The organism is Phyllobacterium sp., assembly GCF_037994405.1.
GTDB lineage: Bacteria > Pseudomonadota > Alphaproteobacteria > Rhizobiales > Rhizobiaceae > Phyllobacterium.
Genome location: NZ_JBBNAN010000332.1, coordinates 1 through 24,424 on the forward strand (window position 1 = coordinate 1; position 24,424 = coordinate 24,424).

A 24,424-nucleotide genomic window follows, 5' to 3' on the forward strand; every position below is an offset into this window, starting at 1 on the left:
GTCGAAAACACTTGGAAAAAAGTAGCACCAGGTTCGGTATCCAATCCGCTCATGATGCGCAACAGCGCTTCGCGTTGCTCGGTCGAGGCCCACGTTCATCGATGATTGGAACTGCCTGGCCCCTCCCTTCATGGATGGCTCCCGGCCAAGCCACGATCATGCCGCACTTCAATCCATCGAGTTTAGTCGTTCCATGATGGCCATCTTCGATCGCGATCGCGATCGCGGCGATGGCGCAGCCGTTTCCCTGTGTAGGCAAAGCGTTGAACTGACAAGGGCAACCGTATGCGCAGTTGCAATGCACGAATTCACGACCCACCAGTGTCCATTTGACCTCCTCGTATCGCTGCCTTGTATTGTTCTTCGTTCTCCCAATTATTGTTCGCGAGGCGCTTCAGATGCCTTCGGGGCAGAAAATCGGTGCTTTACACCGCAAGCTGCGACGCAGCTGACATCAGTTCATTTGGCGTCGGCACCCCAAACAAGTAGCGGCCGCCCTCGGGAACTTCGGTAAAGCACCAGCGCACAATGCCGTTGCGATCCAGCAGAAACTCGCCAACGAGTTGACCTTGGCCGGTTGCGATCATCTGCTGATCATCTTCGGTAATTTCATATTCATCCGATTTGTCGAGAAAATCAGTCGCCGTCAGCGGATCCATCGGCTCGGGCAACTCCCCGGGCATGTCGACTCGCATTTTCACTACGGCGTCCATACCAATCTTGTGTGGCCATTCGCTTTCAGCATCAGTGAACTCGAGATTGGGAAGACCGAATGCACGGTGTGAAACTCGTTCTGGGTCGGACGCTGCCAACAGGTTTGGCAATGGGTGGTAGCGGAAATAAAGCCGGGCGCGATCGATCGGGGTATTCACCACGGTCAGGCTTTCGATGCCCTTATCGCGCAGGGCACTGTCAAGTTGCGCCATGGCTGTGATTTGGCGCCGGCAGAACGGGCAATGCAGGCCCCGAAACAAGCCGATCAATACCGGCTTGTGGCCCCGAAAGTCATCGATGGCGACTTTCCCCTGACGTGTAATCGTCCTCCGCGTGATTAGTCAAGAAACGGCAGTACAACAAGCGCCCCGGCGTCGAGATCATGCTGTGCGCAAATTTCCTGCGCCAAGGTAAAATAGCGTTCTGCCTCGGCCATATCATCAAGGTCGAGGCAAAGTGTCGCCAAGCCATCATAGCACGGAAACAGCAATTGTGGTTCGCCAGTTTCGCGTGCCACTTCAAGTGCCTCATTGTAGAAATGGCGTGCCAATTCTGGCTGGCCATGACATTGATGAATTTGACCGAGTACAATGAGTGGTACTGGGAGATGGTCGCGCTGATCGAGCGCACGATCGATCTCGATAGCTTTTTCAGCGGCAGGTACGCCCTCACTTACACATCGGTCCGTGAAGGTGCAGTGGGCGACCGCGAGATTGGACAGCAGGCGTGCCTGAAAACCAAGGTCGCCAATGCGGGTTGCCACCTTCAGCCCACGCCGACATACCTGGATCGCCAGCTCCGGGTTAATAACGGTATAGAGCACACCAAGATTGCTATAGCCGCGGCATGCGGCACTTAGAAGGCCCGCCTCTTCGGCCACCTGGACACTTCGTTCCACCTCGCGCACAGCCTCCTGGTTCTGTCCAAGCCGAGCAAGCGCCACGCCCTTTGTGTTGAGTGCCTCTGCAATTGCTCTAGCGGCCTCGAGTTCAGCTTCGGCACTTTGATCAGCCGCCGAGGAATTCGCATAGCGTAGTGCTTCGTCCGCCCATCGCACAGCGGCAGCTTGATCACCCGTACGAAACGCCAGATGGCCACGCTCTTGCGCGAGGTGGGCGTGTTCGATCAGTGGGTCTATTCCATCGAGCAACCTTGCTGCCTCGGCGTAGCGCGCCTCGGCTTGATCGCGTTTGCCTGAGTCCCAGAACGAACGCCCAAGCTTGCGCAGTATTCTTGCTGTCGCAGCGCCATCACCCCTGGCTTGATGGATTTTCAAGATCTTCAGGTAATGTTCTTTGGCAGTGTTGCGCTGACCGGCCGGCCCACACAGGTCAGCAATTCGTTCACACAGGAGGAGTTTCTCCGGCATTTGATCCCCGGCGTCTGACAGGGCGTCCAACGCTTGCTGATAGAGACGTAGGGCGTCGCTGTTGGCGTATGTCTTACTCGCTCGATCGCCGGCCGCCATCAAATAGCGTGCTCCTTTCGTTCTGGCCGCGGTTCGGCTGAAGTGGTGACCCAGCATTGCCAGATCTTCGAGACGTTCAGGTTCAGTGCCATGCAAATGCTCCAGCGCATCGCCGATCCGGCCATGCATTTCGACACGCCGTTGCAACAGAAGATTGTGGTAGGTCACATCATGAAGCAAGGTCTGCATGAAACGGTAGGTGCGGGCCGACACCGGGTTCGCACCGGTCACTTCCTCAATGATTTCGGCGTCGCAAAGGAGCTCAAGGCCGGCGTCAATGTTTGCGGGACCGGATGAAATGGCCTTTAACAGATTTGCCTCGAACCGGGGGCCGATGACTGCGGCCTCTTGGGCCAGTCTGCGAACTTCAGGCGGTAGCCGATCCATTCGAGTGAGCAGTATTGCCTGTATGTTGACGGGAATATCAGCGGCCGCGTTCCTGTTGGCGAGCCGCCAGGCCGGCCCATCCCGCTGTAACGCGCCGGTCTCAATGAGACGGCGCACGATCTCTTCGATAAACAGCGGATTGCCGCTTGCGCGTTCCAACACACGGTTGCACAGATCTGCGGGCAATCCGCTCGGATCGTTACCGAAAAACGCTGCAAGCAGTTTTCGACCTTCGCCGGCCGACAAGGGGCCTAGGCGCAGTGCCGTCGAGCTTGTTCGGCTTGTATCGAGTATATCCGTGTCAAATGCTGGCCGATGCGTTGTCAAGAGCATGAAACGGCTGCGATCCAAACGGTCCATGAGGAAGCGCAACGCCTCCAGTGACGCAGCATCTGCCCAGTGAAGGTCTTCGACAACAAGCAAGAGAGCGGAATGCGTCAGGCGCCGCTCGAAAATGGCGCGGATTGCGTAAAAAATTTGCCGTCGCAATTGTTCGGGCCTAACATACTTCAAAACACCCTCGGGATCGCCAAGGCCAAGTACGTAAAGCAGGAGCGGCATAAGTTGCTTGACCTCGTCTGGGGCAAGACCTAGCTCACTTAATCCGGCAGCAAGCAAATCCCTTGTCTTCTCGGGTGTATCGTTGGGGCTGATTTCGTAGGCACTGCGTATCACAGCACCGAGAGTACCGTAGGACTGCTCGCCGAGTGACGAACAGATAGCCCGCCGGACAACGACATCGGCGAAGCGCGGGTCTTCACCGGCTCGGGCGAGGAATTCCTCGGTCAGGCGTGATTTCCCAATGCCAGCCTCGCCGACCAGCCTGACGAGTTGGGCTGCACCCGCACAGGCGAGATCGAGGCAAGCCAGCATGCGGGTAAGTTCGTTGTTACGCCCGATCAACGGCGAACTGAGGCCAAGTGCTTCAAGTCCCCGTGCAGTGCGCGGCGTCTCTAACGGGCCAACGAGTTGATGCACCAGAATGCTGCCCACCTTGCCGCGGAGAGCTTGGTCACCAAGTGATTCATAAGAGAACGCGTGCCGGGTGAGACGGTAGGTGAGCGGCCCGACAAGCACCTCGCCCGGTTTGGCCATCGACTGTAGTCGTTGTGCACTGTTCACAATATCGCCGGTCACCGAATAGGATTTGGTATTGCCAGCACCGAATCCGCCTGTCACGACAGGCCCGGTGTTGATGCCGACGTGCAATACCAGAGGCGAACCAGTGCGGGCTCGCCAGCGTTCCCCTACTTGCGCCGCCCGTTTCACCATGTCTAGCGCTGCGCGAAGTGCTCGTTCGGGATCATCTTCGTGTGCAAAAGGCGCGCCGAACAAGGCGAGCATTGCATCGCCTATGAACTTGTCAACAAAGCCGCCAAAGCTCTGCACCGCTGCTGTCAGTTCCTCGAAAAGTTCGTTTTGAAGGGTCTGCATAACTTCTGGATCGAGCTTTTCGCTCAATGTGGTGAAACCACAAAGGTCGGCAAACAAGACGGTAACGGTGCGGCGATCAGCATCGGTGTCTGGCTTTTCATGCCGGGGCAGGCGGGATCGTTCTGGGGCATTTGCCGGAGGCTGGACATCAGGCGTTGCGTGAGTGATCTCAGTCCCGCATCTTGGGCAAAACGAGAAGTCGGGTGGACAGAGATATGCACAGCCAGGGCACGCGATCGGCTGTTTCGCGCCGCATTTTGGGCAGAACGCAAAACCCATTTGAACGTCAAAACCGCAACTGGTGCAGTTCATCTACAACGACCTCGCAGGAGCTGCGATCGTATCTCCAGCTGTCTTTAAAGAGCTTGATACCCTGACAATAATGGACCCGCGACGGCGGAGTAGCAAGCGGAGCCCATGAAACCGAAATAAAGGGGTACCAGAATCTGATTGTCCATTTGATCAGACGACCGTTTCGCCGCCGTCCACTACAAGCGCTTGTCCGGTGATGTAGGATGAGCGATCCGAAACCAGGAACAGGATCGATTCCGCGATCTCATCGACGCTGGCCCAGCGGCCAAGCGGAACCTGCTGGCGGACATAGGCTTCGATTGCGGTGCGCCCGCCCATCTGGCCAATGAAGGGTTCGTTGAAGGGTGTATCGACCCAGCCAGGACAAAGTGCGTTCACGCGGATGCCGTATTTCGCATAGTCACCCGCCATCTGCCGGGTCATGGCGATAACGGCATGCTTGGTCGTGGTGTAGGCAATCATCTCGCGATCATAGAGCACGCCAGACGATGACGAGGTGTTGAGAATGACGCCGCGTCCAGCGGCTTTCATCACCGACATGACCAATCGCGCCGCCATGAAATGGGCGCGGACATTCAAGCTCCACGACCGGTCGAACCCTTCAACGGCCACCTGCTCGAGATCGCCAGCGACCTGCGCGCCGGCATGGTTATGCAGGATATCTATGCGGCCATGCTGCGCGATGACGGAGGAGATCCCCGCCTCAAGGGCATCGTCATCAGTCACATCAACGACCATCGTTTCGGCGCTTCCGCCGCCTTTGCAAATGCGCGTTACAGTTGCTTCCGCACTCATTGCGTTCTGGTCTGCGACGACAACATGGGCGCCTTCGCGCGCTAAAATCATGGCGCCGGCCTGACCGATTCCGGAACCAGCTCCGGTGACTATTGCAATGCTATCTCTGAGGATCATGGGTGTTTCCTGTGTCAGTTTGGTGTTTTTTTCTCGCGCATCAGCGCACGCGCAATCAGGATCATCATCAGCGAGGCGACCAGAACCAGTGTGGCGATGGCGTTGATTTCGGGTGTGACACCCCGGCGGATCGAGGCGAAGACATAGATTGGCAGGGTTGTCTTCGAGCCCGCGACGAAGAAGGCGATGATGAAATCATCAAAGGAAAAAGTGAAGGACAGCAGGAATCCAGCGAGAACCGAGGGAAGGATCTGCGGCAGCACAACGAGCCTGAAAGTGGTCAGCGGCGTCGCATAGAGATCACTCGAAGCCTCGACAATATCGCGCCCGAGGCTGGCGATGCGTGCTTTGACGATCATCGTTACAAGCGCCATCGAAAAAAGACCGTGGGCGGCAACGATGGACCCATAACCCAGCCCGAGTTGCGGCGGATTCTCGCCGGTCCATAGCGAGGCCAGGACTGGGTTCAGGAACGAAAAGACTTCCACCAGCGCAACCAGTGTTGCGATGCCGATAACGACACCCGGCACGACGATGGCGGCGGCAAACAGGCCATCAAGCACGGCTCGGGAGCGAGGGTGCAACCGCTCCATGCCAAGTGCTGCCATGGTGCCGAAAATGGCAGCGAGTGTAGCGCTCGTCAGCGCGATGATCAGACTATTCTGGAGTGCTGCAACAAGGAACGTGTTACCGAGTGCCTTGCCGTACCACATGGTCGAAAAGCCGGTGAACTCACTGGCATTTCGGCCGGCATTGAACGAAAACATCACCACCAAGGCGATTGGTGCATAGAGGAACAGGTAGACTACCGAAATAAAGGCGCGCATCAAACGAGATCCACCTGTCTTGTTCCTGCAATCTTCCAGGCAATCCGCATGGCGATCAGGAGCACAAAGACCACGACGACCACGAGCGTGACCGCAATCGCCGAACCAAACGGCCAATTGCGCGATTGAAGAAAGAGGTCGACCAATGCATTACCGATGAAGAACACCTTGCCGCCGCCCAGCAACTGCGGGATCAAATATTCACCAAGGAGGAGGATGGTGACGAGTGCCAGTCCCGTCATGACACCGGGCAATGAGAGAGGCAGTGTCACGCTGAAGAAGGTAGAGACTGGTTTGGCGCCGAGATCAGCCGATGCTTCAAGCAGACGGCGGTCGAGCTTTTCCAGATTGACATAGATCGGCATGATCATCAGCGGCAAATAGCCATAGACGATGCCGAGGAGTACGGCGCCGGGCGTATTGAGAATGCGTACATCCTCAATACCGATCATGCCCAGGAGATTTGGGATGCCGCGCGATCCGAGGAGATACATCCACGCATAGGTTCGTACCAGAAGGCTTGTCCAGAATGGCACGACAACGAGGGATACAAGGAGTAGCCGGTAACGCGGAGTGGCCTTCACCGCCAGATAATAGGCGACGGGATAGGCGACGATCAGACACAGCAAGGAACCAATCGGTGCGAGGACAAGCGTGTTCCAGAAAGCCGCCGCACGCGACGGAAGATTGGCGAACTGGGCAAATGTAAAGGCCGGCTGATAGCCGCCTTCGGGTGCACGATCGCCAACGGAAAAGACGACCATGGCGATGAATGGAAGCACGAGGAAGATGAACAGCCACGCCACGGCCGGTGCCACAAGCGCTGCCGTCACCATCCCTCGTTTTGTGTTTATTGCCAATGCCATCCGAGATCTCTTCAATGATGCCCCGCCTTCTCCGCTGCTGGCGAAAGGGAGACAGGGCACGATGCGTTAGGCTGACTTGAAGCGTGCCATGACCTCGGCGCGCGCCGGATCAGTGAGCGTAACGGCAGCACCAAATTCCAGCGGTGTCAGTTCAGCTTCCGGCGGATAGACGATGGTATTGGACGTGACTTCCTTTGGCAGTAGCGAAAGGACACGGCTGTCGGTTGTCGGGGCACCGTTGGCGATATGCTCCTTCACGGCATTCGACGGGTCCATCAAATAGTTGAGTAACGCATAGCCTGCTGGCTTGTTTGCAGCACTTTTCGGAATGGCATAGAAATCGGACCAGATCTCGCCGCCATCCTTGCCGAGAACAAACTTGATTTCCGGAACGTCGCGGTTCAGCTGTGCGCCGTCATTGGTCCAGCACATGGTCATCCAGGCATCGCCTGCGCGCATTGCCGGCTGGTAATCACTGTTGATGGCGTAGAGGTGTGGCTTGACCTTCACAAGAAGTTCTTCCGCCTTCGCCAATTCTTCGGGCTTGATCGAATTGAAGGAGTAGCCGAGCGAAACCAGCGCGTTGCCGATCGTGGTCAACTGATAGTCGTGTACCATGACCCGCGTATCGCCTTCGCCCTGAGCAATTTCGAAGAAGTCCTTCCAGCTCGTGACCGGAGTCTTGATCTTTGTCGAGTTAACGGCAATGCCGGTTGTGCCCCAGTTTTTCGGCACTGCGTAGGTCGTGCCATCGATCACGCCCTCCGCGGTAAAACGCGCCGTTTCCGTCGCTGCGCTGTAATTCAGCAGTTTTGGCATGTCGAGCGCATCGATCAGACCAAGTTTGGCATAGGTCGAAATCGTGTAGTTCGTCGGCACGAACAGATCCCAGCCGGTGCCGCCCGCTTGTAGCTTGGCCAGCATTTCTTCGTTCGAGCCAAAGACGTTGACCTCGACGGCAACGCCGGTCGCTGCGGTGAAAGCCTCAAATGTTGCGGGGTCATGGTAGTTCGGCCACGTGGCAATCGACATTTGCTTGCTGAGATCTTCGGCAAAGGCCGGCGTCGAGAACAGTCCGGTCTCGCGCGCCAATATTGCACACGCAAGGCCGAGACCGGTGACGCCGAGGAAATGTCGGCGTGTGACCGATCCGCGCTTGAGGCGCATCAGTTCATCCATGAATTGTTCGGCGGAAATTGGGGCATTCTCTTTGAATGACTTAGACATGAAGATGTTCCCTTTGTTTTTGGTAGTGTTCAAGCCGGAAAGATATGCGCAGCACCAGGGTCGAAGTTCAGCACGACCCTTTCATTCGGTTCGACGAGATCGCCGTCGGAGAGATCACGCCTTTCCGCGGTGACAAGGAAATCGCCAAGCCCGTCGACGGCAACGGAATATTCGGCGGTTGACCCAAGAAAGATGCAATGGGTGACGACGCCCGAGAGCTTGCCGGAGGCCGAGCCGCTCTGCCGGTGCAGGTTGATTGCTTCGGGGCGCAGAGCAAGGATCGCCGAGCCGGATCCGAGGCCGGTCTTGCCGGGTATTGATAAGGTACTGCCGTCGGCAAGCCGCAGGGTGGAACCATCCGCTTCGACGGTAGCTGCGATGCGGTTGGTCTTGCCAACAAAATCGGCCACGAACAGGTCGGAAGGGCGATCGTATACTTCCCGTGGCGCTGCGAGCTGGACGATGCGGCCGGCATTCATCACGCAGACCAGGTCGCTCATCGACAGGGCTTCCTCCTGATCATGCGTCACCAGCACGAACGTAATCCCAAGATCTCTCTGAAGTGTCTGCAATTCAATTTGCATGGCGGTGCGCAGCTTCTTGTCGAGCGCAGCAAGCGGCTCGTCGAGAAGCAGGACAGACGGCTTGTTGACGAGGGCACGCGCCAAGGCCACGCGCTGCTGTTGGCCGCCGGACATTTCGTGGATACGGCGCTTGCCGAAGCCCCCGAGCCGCACCATCTCCAATGCCTCATTGGCGCGACGGGATATTTCCCTCGCATTGATCCTGGGGCGTGCCTGCCTCAGGCCGTAGGAGACATTCTGCTCGACGTCGAAATGCGGGAAAAGCGCATATTGCTGAAACACCATGTTGACCGGGCGGCGATAGGCCGGGACACCGTTCATCGGCTGGCCGTTGATCAGCACCTCGCCGGTTGTGGGTTGCTCGAAACCGCCGATCATTCGCAGGCAGGTGGTCTTGCCGCAGCCAGATGGACCGAGCAGTGCGACGAAGGCGCCCTTGGGTACCTGAAGATTGATGTCCGAGACGGCGGTCACGACGCCATAGGACTTGCTGACCGACCGAAACTCAATGTCGTTCGTTGAAGCGGATGTCACGTTGGTCCCCTGCGGCTTGAGTTAGTTGAAGCAGTCTTCGCTGCTTTCTTGCCACCGTCATGCCGAACAACGTAGTCAACAAGCGGTTGCACGGTATATACCCCGAGAGAGGTATTTCAACCGCAAGATGTCAATGTAAGGTGTATGTTTGGGAATGGACCGGCGAGGAGGGGAATACGGTGAGCGTCGACATTGAAACGCTGTTCGATGCATTCCGCCAGCTCGTCGGCAGATCATCAATGCCGCCGCAGGAATTCGGTGTTCTCTTCGGTCAAACGATGCGTGCACTGGTCAAATTCGACTACATTGTCGTATTTGCCTATCGTGGCAATGAGCGCCCCATCGACCTCTACAGCACTTTCGATTCAGCAGAGCACGTCATCTTCGTCAGCATATATCAGGCAGGTCCCTATCTGCTCGATCCTTTCTATCATACAGCGCGTGCCCCCAACCCCGGCGTCTGGCGCATGCGCGAACTAGCGCCAGACCGGTTCTTTTCAAGCGAATACTACCGCACCTACTATGTGCAGACCGGTCTTGCCGAGGAAATCGGTTTTTTCGTTCCGGTGGAACGGGACATCACAGTCGTACTGTCTTTGATGCGGCGAGGAGAGACCGGACCGTTTCCGGCGCAGGAGTTTTCCCTGTTGCGCAGGGCCGAGCCCCTCGTTGCAACACTTGTCCGGCAATACTGCTCGGGCATCGGTCATCTCTTTGACGCCGCCGTTGCCAAACGGGGCAGGGGGCGAAGCCGTGTCAAATTGAATGTCGCCGATACCGTCTGGCGCGATCTTAATCTTACCGACCGTGAGGCGGCGATCATTGAGCTGGTGCTCCAAGGGCACTCATCGGAATCGATCGGACTGAGGCTTAACATCGCTACCGGAACAGTGAAGGTCCATCGGCGCAATGTCTATCGAAAGCTGGGTATATCTTCGCAAACTCAGCTTCTATCGATCTATCTCAAGAAGCTGAGTGAGCACTAGCGGCCCCCCATCCCTGAAGCTTTTTCAGGCACATTTGCAGCCGCTCTTATTTTGTTATATTTCTTACAAAGGACTTCTATCGCAGGCATCCCTAATTGGGCTTGTGTCCCCTGCGTTCCTTAGGAGAGGATTTGATGGTTAGCCGCAAGGCGAAGCGTATTGCCGATCTTTCCGAGGCTCTCTTGGAACGTCGCGTTCTTCATCTGAAAGATGCGGCGCTACTGCTCAACGTTTCGGAGATGACCGTTCGGCGTGACGTTGCTGAAAATCCTGGTCAGTTTGGCTATCTTGGTGGTCATATTGTTCCTGCTATTGATACGGAAAGTGACGTTCCGTATGAACTCGCCAAGGCGGCAGACAGTCATGCGGTGGCAAAGCAAGAGGCCTGCGCGCGCGCGGCCAAATACATTCGGCCTGATGAAACAATATTCATCGATTGTGGTACCACGCTTCTCAGTTTGATCGACTATGTCCCCGAGGATTATTCAATAACGGCAGTATGTTATGCATTAAACGTCGCGGAGAAGCTAACCCGCAGAGCGAACATCAACGTCGTGATGCTGGGCGGGCTTTACTATCCATCATCTGCGTCTTTTTCTGGCGCCTCGGGGCTCGAAACATTGAACCATCTTGGGATCAATACCGCTTTCATTTCTGCCGCGGGAGTGGATTTAAATCGGGGAGCCTCTTGTGCTCATTTCCATGAGGCACCGGTAAAACGAAAGGCGATATCCTTGGCGCAGAAGAGCTTTCTGGTGGTGGACAGCAGCAAGTTTGGTAAGGTTAGGCCTGCTTTCTTCGCGCCGATCGAGGCGTTTCAGTCGATAATCACTGAGCAGGGTGAAACGAATTTCGCGGACGCTCATGACAAGGTGCGCGTACAAATGTCCGGCTCTTGAAATTTTTGTTCGATACCTTGACGATTTCGACTATTGATGAAAACATTACAAAAAATCTGGGAGAAAACTAACAAATATTCGCTAGGAACATGCCGCTAGTAGATCTGAAAGCCGGCTTCGGCCCATCATCAAAGCCAAACGACTCGATGGACAAGACGGCAACTGACGGCGCATTGTTCTTGCGTTGCACGGGGATGGAGACACGGACTGCGGTATGTCACAACTTCTGCAGTATAGGCGACAGCGTTTGATTACTACGAATGCTCCTCAGCAAGAATTGCGGGGAAAACGGTCTACAAGGGAGGACTTCCATGCTCAAGAATATCGACCCGGCGCTTAATGCCGATGTCCTGCACGCATTGCGTTCCATGGGCCATGGTGACACTCTTGTTGTCTCGGATACCAATTTTCCGTCAGACGCCATTGCGCGGCAAACACGGCTCGGCAAACTCCTGAGCATCGATAATGTTTCCGCCGCTCGCGCGATCAAGGCCATCCTGTCGGTAATGCCTCTGGACACGCCACTGCAGCCATCCGCAGGACGCATGGAGATCATGGGTGCTCCGGATGAGATCCCGCCGGTGCAGCGTGAAGTCCAACGGGAAATTGATGCTGCCGAGGGCAAGCCCGCTCCGATGTATGGTATCGAGCGCTTTGCCTTCTATGAGCAATCCAAGAATGCCTATTGCGTGATCACGACGGGCGAGACCCGTTTCTATGGTTGTTTCCTTTTCACCAAGGGCGTGATACCGCCAGAGACCGTCTGAGCGCGGGGGTGCCGGCATGACCCGGAATGACCCGATCAAGCATGTTTTCATCTGGCCAGCACTGCTGATCGTGCTGGTTATATCGATCTTTCCGCTGATCTATTCTTTGACTACGAGCTTCATGAGTCTGCGGCTTGTTCCACCGATACCACCGCGCTTTGTCGGTTTCGGCAATTATATGGAACTCTTGCAGAATCCACGTTTCTGGCACGTTGCCTGGACGACATCGGTTATCGCTTTCATCGCGGTGTCTTTGCAGTATGTCATCGGTTTCGCGGTCGCATTGGCGCTCAATGCCAGAGTGCCTGGCGAAGGCATCTTTCGTGTCGGCTTCCTGTTGCCAATGCTCGTGGCGCCGGTAGCGGTAGCTTTGGTGGCGCGTCAGGTTCTCAATCCGACCATGGGGCCGCTGAATGAAGTCATGTCTTTCCTCGGATTCCCCAATCTCCCGTTTCTCACGGAAACGAAATGGGCTATCGGCGCTATTATCTCGGTCGAAGTTTGGCAATGGACACCTTTCGTCATCCTGATGCTCCTTGCCGGACTGCAGACGTTGCCGGACGATGTGTACGAGGCGGCGGCGTTGGAAAATGCAAGTCCCTGGCAACAGTTTTGGGGCATCACGTTTCCGATGATGCTGCCGATCTCTGTAGCGGTTGTTTTCATCCGGCTGATCGAAAGCTACAAGATCATCGATACAGTCTTTGTCATGACAGGCGGAGGACCGGGCATCTCCACTGAAACATTGACGCTCTTTGCCTATCAGGAAGGCTTCAAGAAGTTCAATCTCGGCTACACTTCAGCCCTGTCATTCCTATTCCTCATTGTCATTACCATCATCGGCCTCGTCTACCTCGCCATCCTGAAGCCTTACCTGGAGAAGCACAAATGAGTGTGCGTGCACTCAAAGGAAATGGCCGCTGGTGGGCTCTCTCAGGCTGCCTGCTCTGGCTGGCGTTCACTTTCTTTCCGCTTTACTGGGTAGCGATCACATCCTTCAAGACGCCGCTGGGGGTAGTCGGGGGTCCAACCTATATTCCGTTTGTCGACTTTGAACCGAGCCTGTCCGCCTGGAGTGAGTTGCTTTCGGGGCAACGCGGCCAGTTCTACAATACCTTCATTGCGTCGACGATCGTCGGTCTGTCTGCATCGCTGCTTGCAACAGCGATCGGATCGATGGCCGCTTATGCCCTTGTACGCTTCACGTTTGAGGTAAAGCTTCTCTCGGCGTTGATCTTCGTGATCGTCGCCTTTGGTGGTTATCTGATTGGGTACAGCGTCCTCAACTTCCGGCAGGGGCCATCGCTGATCTATGCCTTTGTGGTAGCGCTCCCGCTTGCCATCGCGTCCAGCAGGTTACGGCTTCCTGGGCCGGTCCTGGGCAACAACGACATCGTCTTCTGGTTCGTCAGTCAACGCATGTTCCCGCCCATTGTCGCCGCCTTCGCCCTTTTCCTTATGTATACGGAAATCGGCAAGATGGGTTTCAAACTGGTGGATACTTACATCGGCTTGACCTTTGCTTATGTGGCCTTCTCGCTGCCGATCGTGATCTGGTTGATGCGCGACTTTTTTGAAGCCCTGCCGATCGAAGTCGAAGAGGCGGCAATGGTCGACAATGTGCCAACATGGCGCATTTTCTTTGGAATCGTGCTGCCCATGTCCAAGCCGGGTCTGATAGCCACATTCATGATTACGCTTGCCTTCGTCTGGAACGAGTTCCTCTTCGCGCTCTTCCTTACGAGTTCGAAATGGCAGACCCTTCCCATTCTGGTCGCCGGGCAGAACAGCCAGCGCGGCGATGAATGGTGGGCAATATCGGCAGCCGCTTTGGTCGCGATCATACCGATGGTTATCATGGCGGGAATTTTGAGCAGGCTGATGCGGTCGGGTCTGCTTTTGGGAGCGATCAAGTGACCGTCCACTAACACTTTCGTCATTTAATCCAGGGAGGAACACATGAGGAAATTTCTATTCGGCTCAACAGCCGTGGCATTGCTCGCAATGTCCGGCGCCACGTCAGCCTTTGCATGCGATCCGGACTATACTGGTGTAACGCTATCGGCCACGACTCAAACAGGGCCGTACATTGCTTCGGCATTGCAACTGGCTGCAAAGGGCTGGGAACAAAAGACGTGCGGCAAGGTCAATGTCGTGGAGTTCCCCTGGTCGGAACTCTATCCAAAGATCGTGACGTCGCTGACTTCAGGCGAGGACACTTTCGACGTCATCGCCTTCGCTCCGGCCTGGGCGCCGGATTTCACCGATTATCTGTCGGAGATGCCGAAAGCGATGCAGTCGGGGCCCGACTGGGAAGACATTGCGCCGGTCTATCGTGAATCGCTCATGGTCTGGAATGGCAAGGTTCTGTCACAGACTATGGACGGTGACGTTCATACCTATACCTATCGCATCGATCTCTTCGAAAACCCCGACAACCAGAAAGCCTTCAAGGAAAAGTATGGCTATGATCTGGCCCCGGCGAAGACCTGGAAGCAATATCTCGATATTGCCGAATTCTTCCAGCAGCCCGACAAGGGTATCTGGGGTACCGCCGAAGCCTTCCGTCGTGGCGGGCAGCAGTTCTGGTTCTTCTTCAGCCATGCGGCCGGCTATACCAATCATCCCGATCACAAGGGCTCGATGTTCTTTGATCCGGATACCATGGACGCACAGGTCAACAACCCCGGTTGGGTGCGTGGTCTAGAGGAATATATCCGTGCGTCAAAGCTGGCTCCGCCGAACGCCCTGAACTTCTCCTTCGGCGAAGTGAATGCAGCCTTTGCCGGGGGCCAGGCTGCAGAATCAATCGGCTGGGGCGATACCGGCGTGATTGCCGCTGATCCGAAGCAGTCAAAGGTCTCCGGGAACGTCGGCTCGGCCATGCTGCCTGGTTCCGATGAAATCTGGAACTACAAGACCAAGAAGTGGGACAAGTTCGACCACGTTGTGGAGTCCCCCTTCATGGCGTTTGGCGGCTGGCAGGCTGCAGTTCCAGCCTCGTCCAAGAAGCAGGAAGCAGCTTGGGACTATATCAAATACCTGACAAGCCCGGAGGTTTCCGGCCAGGCAGCGGTCACCGGTGGAACCGGTGTGAATCCTTACCGCATTTCGCACACCACGAATCTGGACCTATGGTCGAAACTGTTCAGCGAGCGCGAAGCAAAGGAATATCTCGGAGCCCAGAAGGATTCGGTAACGGCGCCAAATGTTGCTCTCGATATGCGCTTGCCCGGCTATTTCTCCTATACGGAAATCCTCGAGATTGAGCTTTCCAAGGCGCTTGCTGGAGAATCGACGCCGCAACAGGCGCTCGACAGTGTCGCTGCGCAATGGAACAAGCTGACCGATGAATTTGGACGCGACAAGCAACTCGCGGCGTACAGGGCATCCATGGGTCTGCCGCAGAAGTAAGCCACATACATTCGTTCCCGCCCCGGCAATACCGGGGCGGGGTTCAATTCTCTCGAAAAGGGCAAAGCATGTCCCAAGTGCGTTTGGAACAAGTCACCAAATCTTTTGGCGGCGTTTCGGTCATTCCACCACTCGACCTGGAGATTGCCGACAAAGAATTTGTTGTTCTCGTCGGTCCTTCTGGCTGCGGCAAGACCACGACCTTGCGGATGATTGCAGGCCTGGAACAGGCTACATCCGGCGAAATCCGTATCGGCGACCGCGACGTCACGGCTCTTCGGCCAGGCCTGCGCAATTGTTCCATGGTCTTCCAGAACTATGCGCTCTATCCGCATATGACGGTCGCCGAAAATATCGGCTACGGCATGAAAGTGCGTGGCACGACTAGGGCCGAAATCGACAAGGCTGTTACCGAGGCGGCCCGTATCCTTAACCTCGGTGCTTACCTCAGCCGCAAGCCAAGTGCGCTTTCAGGCGGTCAGCGTCAGCGTGTCGCCATCGGCCGTGCCATCGTCCGGCAGCCGGATGTGTTTCTGTTCGATGAACCGCTGTCCAACCTCGATGCCAAGCTGCGGATTGAAATGCGCACGGAAATCAAGTTGCTGCATCGCCGGCTGCAGACCACAATCGTGTATGTAACGCATGATCAGGTGGAAGCGATGACCATGGCGGATCGCGTCGTGGTGATGAACCAGGGTCGCGTCGAACAGGCGGCCGATCCGATCACACTCTATGAAAAGCCTGACAATCTCTTCGTGGCAGCATTCATAGGCGCCCCAAGCATGAACTTCATAGAGGGCATTTTGGAGGGCAATGGAAAAGATCTGGTGTTCCGTACGATCGACGGGGTCGCTGTTCCTGTCCCGGAAAACCGGGCGGCCAAGCTGTCTGATGCTGCGGGCAAGCCTGTCGTGCTCGGCATCCGTCCAGAACATACGATAATGGTTGATCCTACCTTCCCGACGATTCCGTTGAAAGTTGCCGATATCGAACCGCTGGGGCCGCATACGCTGGCCATAGGCAGAGCAGGTACTGCCGCCTTCACAGCACAGGTTCCGGCAGGCTCACCGATCGGCCACGATGATATTGTCAACGTACCGATCGATCCGGCGAAAATGCACTTCTTCCTGAAGGGTAGCGGCGAGGCTATTGGCCGGTAACTGAAGAGAACCGGCCAATAGGCAAACTGCCCTTAGTTCGCCGGCTGTTTGGTCTTGCGAAGATAGGGTAGGACGCGCTCGAATTCGCCGAAACGTTTCGTAGCGTCCTCGTCCGACACGGCGGCCGTGATGATAACATCCTCGCCTTGTTTCCATTGAGCTGGCGTTGCAACCTGATGCTTCGCCGTTAGTTGGATGCTGTCAATGGCGCGCAGGATCTCATCAAAATTGCGGCCCGTGGTCATCGGATAGGTGAGCGTCAGCTTCACTTTCTTGTCGGGGCCGATGACGAAAACCGAACGCACCGTCGCATTGTCGGCGGGTGTGCGACCCTCGGACGTCTCCCCCGCTTCGGCGGGCAGCATGTCATAGAGTTTCGCAACCTTCAGGTCTCTGTCACCTATAAGTGGATAGTCGACCTCGTGACCAGTTGCCGCCTTGATGTCCGCTTTCCATTTGGCGTGGCTCTCAACGGGATCGACTGAAATACCGATGATTTTGGCGTTGCGTTTGGCGAATTCCGGGGCGAGCCCCGCCATATATCCAAGTTCGGTCGTGCAAACAGGTGTGAAATTCTTGGGGTGGCTGAACAGCACCGCATAGCTGTCCCCAATCCAGTCGTGAAAATGGATTTCACCCTGCGTTGTTTCAGCGGTGAAATCAGGTGCAGTATCGTTGATGCGAAGGCCCATCGCTATTCTCCCATTCTTAGTGTGGAATCGTCGACATTTCAGAGAGACGCAAGCCGAACGCGCCTCGCGTGCCTCCTTGTTAGTCTTAGAATTTCAGGGTAGCACGAGCACGGGCGAAATAACATCGCCATGGGTTCAGCCGTCTGCATCCAAATTGTGCAACAACGTTTCAAGCGGCTGCGGGCGATGAAACAGAAAACCCTGGCCGTAGCCAATACCGAGCGACCGGAGAATAGTGACCGCTTCCGTGTCTTCAATGTGTTCAGCGACAACGTCCACACCAAGTTCGCGTGCCACGCCGCCAATAGACGCAACCACAGCCTGATTCAATCGGCTGTTGGATAGTTGCTCAATGAAAGCCCCGTCTATCTTGATGCTGTCGACTTTGAAGTGGTGCAAATAACCAAACGAGCTGAGGCCAGCGCCAAAATCGTCGAGACTGATGCGACATCCCGCAGCGCGCGCTTCGCTCACGAAATGTTCGGCTGCCTCGTAATTGTTGACCGCGGTTGTCTCGGTGATCTCAAATATCAACCGCGACGGCGCGACCTTGGTTCGCTCCATTGTCGACTGCAAGAACGACCAAAGTGTTGGATCGCTGATCGTATTTGCCGATAGGTTTATGGCAATGGAGACATTGTTCATCGTCATCAGCTGACGCCCGTAGGTCTCCAGGGTGTGCTGAATGATCCAACGATCAACGATCCCCATAAGACCGAAGCGTTCTGCGGCCGGTATGAATTCGGAAGGCGCGATTACCGTCCCGTCAGCGCCGGTCATTCTTGAGAGAATTTCGATGTAGACAGTATGGTCTGTCGTATTGGAAATCTCGCGGATCTGCTGCCCGTATATCTCGAGCCTCCCCTCCGAAAGCGCATCCAGGATTCCGGATGCCGCCTGGATACTGGCCAAATTCTGCCGCGCCGCGCCTGTATTGGCATCGTAGATTGCTGTCCGATTGCGACCTTCTGCCTTGGCGGCATAACAGGCTGCATCGGCACGCGCGATGACTTCATTGAGTGTGAGTTCCGGATTATCAAGGACAGCGACACCAATGCTCGCACCGATTTCCTGAAGTTTGCCACCCCACCGCAACCGTACCTTGCGTATTTCGGTGATAAGGCCTCCAGCAATCTGCTGCACATCATCGGAACTTTTGATCGAAATCAGAGCCGCAAATTCGTCGCCCCCGAGCCGTCCAATGATTGCCTCATCGGGGAGGTTATTTTTCATGCAGGACGTCGCCATTTTGAGCAGGGCATCTCCCGCCGCGTGGCCAAGCGTATCGTTGACCATTTTGAAACGATCGAGGTCAATATAGAGCAGTGCCTGAAGCGCGACGCCGTGCGATTTTTCGATCGAAGCGCACGTTGCCAATTCAAATGCTCTACGATTCAGGAGCCCGGTCAGAGCGTCATGGGTCGCCGCGTGAGAAAGCTCTCGCTGCAGGTTGCGCGCGGTCGTAACGTCTTGCACAACCAAAACGGAACCTGTGACTGCGCCGGTCGAATTGAAAATTGGAGAAGCCAGGTCGCGTATCGACCGGCGCTCTCCGTCCCGCCTTATCAGGGTCGCATTCTCTTCGCGGTCGACTGTCGACCTGCTTTCCATCGCGCGCCTTGTCGATGAAGTCAGGTTATGTCCGCTACCCTCGTCGACGAGCGTCAGCACGTCGCTCACGGGTGACCCGATGAATTCCACCGCACTACGCAAAAGCAATCTTTCGGCCGCAGGATTGGCGAAAGTTACAACATCGTCAACGCTCGTCGTCAGCACAGCATCGCCGATGGATTGCAGCGTAACGCGGTATAGATCCTTTTCCCGGGCCAGTGCCTCAGCGCTGAGAACCTGATCAGTGATGTCCCAAATACTGCCCATCAACATGGCAGGCATTCCCTCGCGACGCACGAGCCTGGCAAGGGCGAAGACGTGGCGGATTTCGCCGTCCGGTTTGACGATCCGGTAGCTCATCTTCATGGGTTCGCCGGTTTCGAAGGTGGCCTCAATGGCACGTTCCGCCATCGCAGCATCATCAGGATGCAATGACCTGTGCCACGTAGCCCGAGGTACTTCTTCGGGACCGGGGCCTATGCCGAAAATCTCGCGCATACGCCGATCCCACAGGACAGTCTCGGTCTCAATGTTGAATTGCCAAAGACCGACCTGGCCCGCATCAAGCGCGAGTTGAATGCGTTCGTTCAACAGGGCAAGGTGATGCTCGGCATTTTTTTGATCGGTAATGTCCGTTTGAACACCGATCATTCTTGTCGGCTTCCCGGCAGCGTCCCATTCGACGACACGGCCGCGGTCCAGGACCCAAACCCAATGCCCGTCCTTGTGGCGCAATCTGAATTCCGTTTCGATCCGCGGAATCTCACCCGCAATATGCCGCTCGCCGCTCTCGATCGCCTGCTGACGATCGTCGGGATGAATGAGCGTGAGCCAGAGATCGCCACTATCGCCGAGTTCATCCTCCCGATAGCCCAACATCTTCTTCCATGTCGACGAATAATAGCATTGGCCGGTCACGAGATTGGAATCCCAGACACCAAGCCCGGCCGATTCGAGCGCAAAACTCCACCGATTGGCCTCAGCATTATCGGGTGTCATGTAGCGTTTGGAATGCAGGCGCATGTTGCGAACGTCAGTCATGCCGAAAGCTACCACGGAAAGCGGCAAAATACAGTTAATGTCTTATCTGAAGCATATGAGAGATATTGCAATGCAGCATTATGTTGCAATGCAGCAAAAAGAGCGTATTCTTTGTTGACGGGGGGTCGGGAGGAGCAACCGTTACAGAGGGTGAACAACTATGCTCCAGATCGTAATACTGATTTGCTCGACAAACCTTTCGCCAGCGGATTGTCAAACAAACACAGCGCTCGATGTCATCGTAGGGCCACAGGCTAGCAACGCGATGATGTGTGGAATGCAAGGACAGGCTTATGTGGCAAGGACGGCCATCGTCGGCCGCTCTCCAAATGAATACGTCAAAATACGGTGTTCACCGTTGAAGGCTACGAAAGCCGCGCAGCGGCTATAGCAGCTCTAAAGCGAAACGTGTTATTGCTGACGACACGCCTGTAGTTGCGTGTCGTAGCTATAAGCCATGTCGGCCGTGCTCCGCGCGACCTTCTGCATGTTCGTATTGTTCTTCCACTCGCCGCGGTCGAAGGCTACCTGGCCAAAATAGTATGCGAGGTACAGGTGGTAGGCGTCATTGAGTTCTATGCCGTTCTTCAGGTGACTTTGATTGTGATACCATCCGATGAAGTTCACCGCGTCGGCAAAATTGTTTCGGTCCGCACCATACTTGCCAGTCTCGCGCTTATACTGTGCCCATGTACCGTCCAAAGCTTGAGAGTATCCATAAGCACTTGATGGGCGCTTCCATGGAATGAAGCCAAGCAATTTCGTGCGGGGAGGGCGCGAATTTGCATTGTAACCGGATTCCTTGCGGATAGTTGCCATCAATATCGGCACCGGTACCCCGTACTCCACCTCGGTTTGCCTTGCTGCAGCATACCAGTTGTCGAACCAGCCATCCTTTTGCTCGAACACGGCACAGACGTCATTGATGCGGTTAGGCGCCGAAGCGCAGCCAGCAAGGGCCAGCAGCAATGCGATTGCCGTAATATGCACAGGTAGACGTCGCAGCATATGTCGTCCTATACGCCGCAAAGGTTAAGAGTGTTTTGCCAAGCGCAGCTGACAGCTGGAGTGGAGCGATGCTGGCGCATCACGGTGAATTCATCTACCATACAAACAACTATGACATGCGACTGAACACAGAGTGACCTGACATCTTCAATGAAGTCGGAGGCGTGAAGTGGTGCTTTCGTTTGGTGATATTTTCCAGAACGAACTCGATGTCATTAACTACCGCCGCCGTGAAATTCAGGAGGGGGAGGTTGCGCGTGCGCGCGCAAGCAACCGTGCTGCTGCCAAGCACCAAGGTCCATACTTCATCACTCCTCGTATAGATGCGTTGCTCGAGGAGAATAATAACGTCAGCCGGGAAACAATCCACACGGTGGAGGGCAGTAATCTGATCGGCCTGGCGCTGTCTGGCGGCGGTATCCGCTCTGCGTCCTTTTCGCTTGGCGTATTACAGGCACTCGATTCACTATCGGATCATGATGAGCCCCAGGTATTCGATGCAATCGACTACATTTCCGCTGTCTCAGGCGGCGGTTATATCGGCACCTCGCTGGTAGCGGGCCTCATGCAGGAGGATGCAACATTTCCATTCGACAGCAGGCTAGACGAGCAGGAAACGCCTGAAACACAGCACTTGCGCGATTTCTCGAACTTTCTGGCACCTAACGGGCTGGTCGATTTTGTTGTGGGCGCCGCGCTTGTGATGCGGGGCATCCTTGTAAATCTCGTAATCGTTTTACCGGTGTTGCTCCTGTTTGCCGTCGTCACGATTGCCTCAAATCCACTCGTCAACGATTCTGTTGCGTATAAGCCGTTCACCCAAACGATGAATCTCACAATTGTCGCGGCAATCCTCATGTTCGGCAGCGCGATTTACACGTCGCTGACGTTTCGAACCGGAACCCTCCGATCGCGAGAGAATCTGGGCCGGTTCCTCAGTATCGTTTTGATTATCGTTGCGCTTGTCGCCTTTATCGAAGCTCAGCCCTTCGTTCTTTCCGGCATGCTGATGGCCGCAAATGATACGACGAACGCAAATCTACCGACCGTGACTGAGGGGGGCTTCCTTTCATACTTTGCAAAGAGGCTTCCCGCACTTGCGGCCTTCCTCGCCCCTGCCGCAGCTGTTCTTGTGATGGTCGCACAGAAATTGGCCAACCTGGCGAAGGCCTCATTGGGGGAAGTCACCTGGACGGCGATGTTGAAGAAATATGCCAGTCGTATTGCACTCTATCTGGCGGCGGTAATCGTGCCCCTCCTGTTGTGGATTGCTTACATCTATCTAAGCTTCTGGGCCATTCGTGCCGATCCCGGTTCAGGTTGTGGCGTGGAAAGTCCGGGCTGGCTGAAAAACATAACGATGTGCAGTTCGCCATGGTACTTTTCTCCACCGCAGCGCCTCGGACCAATAGGTATGGCATATCTCATCGTGGCATTGGTGGTGCTGGCGCTGACGCTTCTTATAGGACCAAACTCCAATTCTCTGCACCGCCTATACCGTGATCGGCTAAGTCGTGCTTTCCTTTTCGAGCGATCAAGGATGGGGTCGAGAAATGCAGCCACCAACGTCGACACCTGGAAATTTTCGTCACTCAAACCTCTGGATAGCACTACCGGTGTATGGTTACCCGCTTCTGCCTATGCGCCCTACCTCCTGACAAACACAGCAATCAATCTTGAAGGCTCCGAAGAGTTGAACAAACGTGGACGGAACGCTGACACTTTTGTGTTCAGTCCACTTCACGTCGGCAGTCGATGGACCGGCTATGTCCCGACAGGGCAGATGGAGGCCGTCGTTCCTGACTTCAGCCTGGCAACCGCCATGGCAGTCTCCGGCGCGGCTGCTTCCGCGAATATGGGGCGCAGTACAATCAAGATACTTCGCTTTAGCCTTTCGCTGCTCAATATCCGCCTCGGCTACTGGCTAGCCAACCCTGCAAAACTCGGTGCTTTTCGCTACTGGTTCGACCGCTGGCTCGCGAATATAGGGAGTTGGTTCTTCTTTGTTGAAATGGCCGGCCTGCTGAATGAGAAGAGACTTAACGTCTATCTTACAGATGGCGGCCATATCGAGAATCTTGGCATTTACGAACTGCTTCGGCGCCGCTGCAAAGTGATCGTCGCTGTGGATGCCGATGCCGATCCGAACATGACATTCCCTTCACTCGTGAACCTCGAAGTGATGGCACGCATCGACCTTGGGGTCAGGATTGAGTTGCCGTGGCAAATGGTGCAGGACGGCACCCTTGGCGTGACGTCGACTGCCCTTTACGGGCCCAGGGGTTCGCCGGGATCGCACGGTCCGCATGCTGCAATCGGCATCATCCGATACAATGACGAAGAGAGGGGCGTTCTTATCTATATCAAATCGTCCCTGAGCGGCGACGAGAACGATTATATTCTCGACTATAAACGGCGTAACGCCACATTTCCGCACGAGACGACGGTCGATCAGTTTTTCAGCGAAGAGCAATTCGAGGCCTATAGATCACTTGGCTTCCATGCAGCGCATGGGCTTCTTGCGGGTACCGACGACTTTGCGAGGCCGAAATCACCGCCGCCAGATTGGAAAACAGAAGTCACCAATGCGCTGGAGCTGCTCAATATCCCTCGTGCCATGAGAATTGCGGTGTTAGCCCACCTTTCCGGTCCGGCGAATATCGATGAATAGTTGAACCCAAAACGCCTCCAAATGAGCGTTTACGGGCGTTCGAAATCTTTTATGTTTGGCTCTAATCCATTTGGGTTAAGGCAGTTCGAAGTTCATCCGAAGAGATTGCAAGTCATTCAAAGAATGTTATCATATTCGCCGGGTTCCAGCCGTCGTAAGACGGCGTTTATTGATAGTCGTGCAAGACAAGTTTTATCAGAAATTCGATCTGTAATGCATAGCCACCACCTTTAGACGAGGTTCCCGTTGCCTCGTTGGTGAGTATTTGTTGCGTTGGTGCAGACCCGCGCAACTGGGAGCGCTCGCAATGAGGATCTATGAGGCGATCGTTAAGGGGTTGGAGAGCGTTGGTGTCGGTGCGGCATTTGGTGGAGCGGGCGAGAACGCGGCTGGGCTGATGCTCGCGCTCAAACACTCGCAGCGCATCAGACCAGTGATTACGCGACACGAACAGGCGGCGTCGTTCATGGCGTGCGGCTACGCGATGTATTCAGGCCGTCTAGGCGTTTGCTTTGCCACTGCCGGCCCGGGTGCGTTCAATCTGTTCTCGGGGTTGGCGGTTGCAATGTCGGACTCTTATCCAGTTCTGGCCATTTCTGGGTTTGCCTCATTGGATTGGAAGGGCAAGGGCGCTTTGAACGAAACGTCGGGCGTCGGTCGCACGCCGGATTCTCAGAAGATGTTTGCGGCCACTACCAAGAAATCGTTCCTGCTCGCGGAGGCTGACAAGGCTTGCGACGTCCTGGAGGAAGCGGTCAATGTGGCATTCGAGGGACGGCCCGGGCCGGTTCACATCCATGTTCCGGAAAACCTGACCCATAAAGGTGTGTCTGTCGACAACTACCGGGATCTCAATCTCCGGATCAAGCCGATGCTTCCGGATCCGGGCAGTATAGATGAGGTCTGCAGT

At 55.6% G+C, this 24,424-nt stretch carries 18 protein-coding genes and 2 pseudogenes; 9 read left to right on the plus strand and 11 right to left on the minus strand.

Annotated elements, in window-relative coordinates:
- The 8 genes and pseudogenes from AAAC48_RS18410 to AAAC48_RS18445 form a co-directional block, all read right to left on the minus strand.
- A pseudogene (locus tag AAAC48_RS18410) lies at positions 1-376 on the minus strand (DUF1326 domain-containing protein); the annotation flags it as partial.
- 49 nt (positions 377-425) lie between these two features.
- Positions 426-1,037 (minus strand): annotated as a pseudogene (locus AAAC48_RS18415) (redoxin domain-containing protein); the annotation flags it as partial.
- Positions 1,038-1,051: 14 nt separating this feature from the next.
- A complete protein-coding gene (locus AAAC48_RS18420) occupies positions 1,052-4,315 on the minus strand; it encodes an adenylate/guanylate cyclase domain-containing protein (protein WP_340655574.1) in 3,264 nt (1,087 codons plus the stop codon).
- A gap of 150 nt (positions 4,316-4,465) precedes the next feature.
- Positions 4,466-5,227 (minus strand): SDR family oxidoreductase, encoded by a 762-nt coding sequence (locus tag AAAC48_RS18425; protein WP_340655575.1) that lies wholly within the window; start codon positions 5,225-5,227, stop codon positions 4,466-4,468.
- A 14-nt stretch (positions 5,228-5,241) separates the two neighbouring features.
- A complete protein-coding gene (locus AAAC48_RS18430; RefSeq protein WP_340655576.1) occupies positions 5,242-6,054 on the minus strand; it encodes an ABC transporter permease in 813 nt (270 codons plus the stop codon).
- Positions 6,054-6,920, minus strand: coding sequence for an ABC transporter permease (locus AAAC48_RS18435; RefSeq protein WP_340655577.1), 867 nt, complete (start codon positions 6,918-6,920; stop codon positions 6,054-6,056). The genes AAAC48_RS18430 and AAAC48_RS18435 overlap by 1 nt, the downstream gene beginning before the upstream one ends.
- A 66-nt stretch (positions 6,921-6,986) precedes the next feature.
- Positions 6,987-8,147, minus strand: coding sequence for a spermidine/putrescine ABC transporter substrate-binding protein (locus AAAC48_RS18440; protein WP_340655578.1), 1,161 nt, complete (start codon positions 8,145-8,147; stop codon positions 6,987-6,989).
- Between the two features lie 29 nt (positions 8,148-8,176).
- Positions 8,177-9,265, minus strand: a complete 1,089-nt coding sequence (locus AAAC48_RS18445; protein ID WP_340655579.1) for an ABC transporter ATP-binding protein — start codon at positions 9,263-9,265, stop codon at positions 8,177-8,179.
- 179 nt (positions 9,266-9,444) lie between these two features.
- On the opposite strand from AAAC48_RS18445, the gene AAAC48_RS18450 reads away from it, so the two are divergent.
- The 7 genes from AAAC48_RS18450 to ugpC all read left to right on the plus strand — a co-directional run bounded on the left by AAAC48_RS18450 (position 9,445) and on the right by ugpC (position 16,491).
- Positions 9,445-10,251, plus strand: coding sequence for a helix-turn-helix transcriptional regulator (locus tag AAAC48_RS18450; RefSeq protein ID WP_340655580.1), 807 nt, complete (start codon positions 9,445-9,447; stop codon positions 10,249-10,251).
- Positions 10,252-10,385: 134 nt separating this feature from the next.
- A complete protein-coding gene (locus AAAC48_RS18455; RefSeq protein WP_340655581.1) occupies positions 10,386-11,150 on the plus strand; it encodes a DeoR family transcriptional regulator in 765 nt (254 codons plus the stop codon).
- A gap of 311 nt (positions 11,151-11,461) precedes the next feature.
- A complete protein-coding gene (locus AAAC48_RS18460; RefSeq protein ID WP_340655582.1) occupies positions 11,462-11,917 on the plus strand; it encodes an RbsD/FucU family protein in 456 nt (151 codons plus the stop codon).
- A gap of 16 nt (positions 11,918-11,933) precedes the next feature.
- A complete protein-coding gene (locus tag AAAC48_RS18465) occupies positions 11,934-12,809 on the plus strand; it encodes a sugar ABC transporter permease (RefSeq protein WP_340655583.1) in 876 nt (291 codons plus the stop codon).
- Entirely contained in the window at positions 12,806-13,834 is a 1,029-nt protein-coding gene (locus AAAC48_RS18470; protein WP_340655584.1) for a carbohydrate ABC transporter permease, read from the plus strand. The genes AAAC48_RS18465 and AAAC48_RS18470 overlap by 4 nt, the downstream gene beginning before the upstream one ends.
- A gap of 42 nt (positions 13,835-13,876) precedes the next feature.
- The gene (locus AAAC48_RS18475; RefSeq protein WP_340655585.1) at positions 13,877-15,331 is read left to right on the plus strand and encodes an extracellular solute-binding protein; all 1,455 of its coding nucleotides are present in this window, start codon (positions 13,877-13,879) and stop codon (positions 15,329-15,331) included.
- Between the two features lie 68 nt (positions 15,332-15,399).
- Positions 15,400-16,491: a sn-glycerol-3-phosphate ABC transporter ATP-binding protein UgpC gene (gene ugpC / locus AAAC48_RS18480; protein WP_340655586.1), complete on the plus strand. Its 1,092-nt coding sequence runs from the start codon at positions 15,400-15,402 to the stop codon at positions 16,489-16,491.
- A 32-nt stretch (positions 16,492-16,523) separates the two neighbouring features.
- Here ugpC and AAAC48_RS18485 read toward each other — a convergent pair whose 3' ends face one another.
- From AAAC48_RS18485 to AAAC48_RS18495, 3 genes are all read right to left on the minus strand, one after another.
- Positions 16,524-17,183: a peroxiredoxin gene (locus tag AAAC48_RS18485; RefSeq protein WP_340655587.1), complete on the minus strand. Its 660-nt coding sequence runs from the start codon at positions 17,181-17,183 to the stop codon at positions 16,524-16,526.
- 135 nt (positions 17,184-17,318) lie between these two features.
- A complete protein-coding gene (locus AAAC48_RS18490; protein WP_340655588.1) occupies positions 17,319-19,835 on the minus strand; it encodes an EAL domain-containing protein in 2,517 nt (838 codons plus the stop codon).
- A gap of 411 nt (positions 19,836-20,246) precedes the next feature.
- Positions 20,247-20,843: a hypothetical protein gene (locus tag AAAC48_RS18495; protein ID WP_340655589.1), complete on the minus strand. Its 597-nt coding sequence runs from the start codon at positions 20,841-20,843 to the stop codon at positions 20,247-20,249.
- 169 nt (positions 20,844-21,012) lie between these two features.
- Between AAAC48_RS18495 and AAAC48_RS18500 the strand changes: the two genes are divergently transcribed.
- Complete coding sequence (locus tag AAAC48_RS18500) at positions 21,013-23,514, plus strand: patatin-like phospholipase family protein (RefSeq protein ID WP_340655590.1); 2,502 nt, start codon at positions 21,013-21,015, stop codon at positions 23,512-23,514.
- A 307-nt stretch (positions 23,515-23,821) separates the two neighbouring features.
- The coding region (locus AAAC48_RS18505; RefSeq protein WP_340655591.1) for a thiamine pyrophosphate-binding protein at positions 23,822-24,424 on the plus strand (603 nt) is incomplete at its 3' end.